This is a genomic window from Cupriavidus neocaledonicus, from assembly GCF_000372525.1.
Classification (GTDB): Bacteria; Pseudomonadota; Gammaproteobacteria; order Burkholderiales; family Burkholderiaceae; genus Cupriavidus; species Cupriavidus neocaledonicus.
Genome location: NZ_AQUR01000015.1, coordinates 1 through 2240, shown reverse-complemented (window position 1 = coordinate 2240; position 2240 = coordinate 1). Strand labels below are relative to the sequence as shown.

General features: G+C 67.7%; 3 protein-coding genes. 2 read left to right on the top strand and 1 reads right to left on the bottom strand.

Features of this window, described 5'->3' with window-relative positions; all coding sequences use genetic code 11:
* A partial coding sequence (locus A3AG_RS32335) for an amino acid permease C-terminal domain-containing protein (RefSeq protein ID WP_157625304.1) occupies window positions 1-111 on the top strand: 111 nt, incomplete at its 5' end.
* Window positions 112-114: 3 nt separating this feature from the next.
* Here the strand turns inward: A3AG_RS32335 and A3AG_RS0100110 are convergent.
* Window positions 115-1524 (bottom strand): aminotransferase-like domain-containing protein, encoded by a 1410-nt coding sequence (locus tag A3AG_RS0100110; RefSeq protein ID WP_018003645.1) that lies wholly within the window; start codon window positions 1522-1524, stop codon window positions 115-117.
* A 201-nt stretch (window positions 1525-1725) separates the two neighbouring features.
* On the opposite strand from A3AG_RS0100110, the gene A3AG_RS0100105 reads away from it, so the two are divergent.
* Window positions 1726-2073 carry a DUF2917 domain-containing protein gene (locus tag A3AG_RS0100105; RefSeq protein WP_026163846.1) on the top strand — a complete coding sequence of 116 codons (348 nt, stop codon included), beginning with the start codon at window positions 1726-1728 and terminating at the stop codon, window positions 2071-2073.
* Window positions 2074-2240: the final 167 nt, after the last annotated feature.

Genomic DNA, 2240 nt, shown 5'->3' with positions numbered 1-2240 from the left:
CACCTGCAGGCGCTGACCTGGGTCGCCTTCCTGGTGTGGCTGGCGCTGGGGCTGGTGATCTACTTTGCCTATGCGCGGCGCAATGCCGTGCTGCATAACCACGGCGGCTGAGCGTCAGCGCGCGCCGCGCTGCGCCGCCGCCTGCATGAACGCTACCGCGCGCGGCTCGTTGGCATAGGCGGCGTTGATGCGGATCCACGCCGAGGTCTCGCCGCCCGGGCGGAAGTAGTTGCCCGGCGCCAGCGTCACGCCGAATTGCTCGCCCAGCGTCACCAGTTCGCGCGAGTCCTCGATGCCCGGCGGGCGCGCCCACAGGAAGTTGCCGCCGGAGGGCTGGCAAAACACCTCCCAGCCGTTGCCGTGCAGCTGGCGCACCGCGTTGGCCACGGCCTCGCGCACGCGCAGCCGCAGCCGTTCCACGTACTTGCGGTAGCCGCCGCGCTCCAGCAGCGCCGCGGTCACCGCCTCGGCAAAGTGCGAGCCGGCCACGCTGGTCAGCACCTTCACGTCGACCAGGTCCTTGACCAGCGCCTTGTCGGCGACCAGGTAGCCGATCCGCAGCGATGCCGACACCGTCTTGGAAAAGCCGCCGATGTAGATCACCTGCTCGAGCTGGTCGAGCGTGGCCAGCCGGTCGGTGAAGTGAGTCTGGAAGTCCGAGAAGATATCGTCCTCGACAAAGCGGAAGCCATGGCGGCGCGCCAGCTCCAGCAGCCGGAACGCCACCGGCGGCGCCAGCGTCGAGCCGGTCGGGTTCTGCAGCACGCTGTTGGTGAAGAACAGCTTGGGCTTGTGCTGGCGCAGCAGCGCCTCGGTGGCGTCCGGGTCGGGACCGTCGGGCGTGTGCGGCACGCCCACCAGCTTCACCCCGTGCAGGCGCAGCAGGCCGAACAGGTTGTAGTAGCCGGGGTCTTCGACGAACACCGTGTCGCCCGGCTTGAGCAGGTGGCGCACCACCAGGTCCAGCGCCTGGCTGGCGCCGGTGGTGATCAGCACCTGCGGCAACTCCGCCGCGATGCCAAGCTGGCGCACCCGCAGCAGCACCTGGCGGCGCAACTCCGGATGGCCCATCGGCGTGGCGTAGTGGATCACGCTGTCGATCTCGTTGCGCGAGATCGCGCGGATCGCCTGCGTCAGCCCCTCCACGTCGCGCCAGTTCTCCGGCACGAAGCCGCCCGCCAGCTTGAGCGTGCCGCTGGGATGGTTGAACTGCTCCAGGATATGGTCGGACAGGTCTTCGGCCAGGCTGGGGTCCGACCAGCCGCGCGCCGAGCGACCCGCCAGCGGACTGTCCGCCACATAGAAACCCGAGCCCTGCCGCGAATCGAGCAGCCCCTGCGACACCAGCCGGTCATAGGCCTCGATCACCGGGAAGCGGCTGATGCCGTTCTCGGCCGCGAGCTGCCGGATCGACGGCAGCCGCGCGCCGGGGCGCGCCTCGCGGTTGCCGATCCACGCCTTCACGCCTTCGACGATCTGCTCGGTCAGCGGAATTCCGGTGGAAGCATCTAAGATGAGTTTCATGGGCGGAGCTGCCGTGAAAGCCGGCGAGGGCGCAACTGTCAGGAAAAACTGCTGAACAGTCCATCGAAAACTGTTCACAACTGTACATGGGATTGTAGTGAGGGATGCGAATAATGGACGCGTGGCGGACGAAGGCGCCGGCATCCCCATCCAGGATGCTCCGGCACCCGCGCTGACCGCCGGGCTGACAAGGAGTGCAACATGCGCGAACTACGGACTTTCGAGCTGGACCAAGCCGGACTGCCGGTGAGCTGGCGCGCCGGTTACGGGCAGACCGTCTGCGCGGTGGCGGGCAAGCTGTGGGTAACGGTGGAAGGCAATCCCGACGATATCTGGCTGGAACCGGGCGCCGAACTGGCACTGCCAGAGGGCTACCGCGTATGGCTGTCGGGCGACAGCGCCGGCGCCCGCTTCACGCTCGCACAGGTGCCCGCGCCGTGGTCACTGCGGCGGCTGGCCGGATGGCTGCGGGCCTGCCGGCACCGCGTGGAAGAGCACAGCACCGATGCGTTTGGCGAGTGTCCGCGGATGTGGGCGCTTTGTCGGTGAGTGGGCGGCGAGTGGCGGCGTCGATTTTGTGTTTTGACTTCGTGGATGCTCCGGCCCTCACCCCCGCCCCTCTCCCGCAAGCTGTATAGACCGGGGACATAGGTAACAGGTGTGCCAGGACATGGGTAACACTTTTCCCGCTTAGTCAGCGGGAGGATAACGTTGCC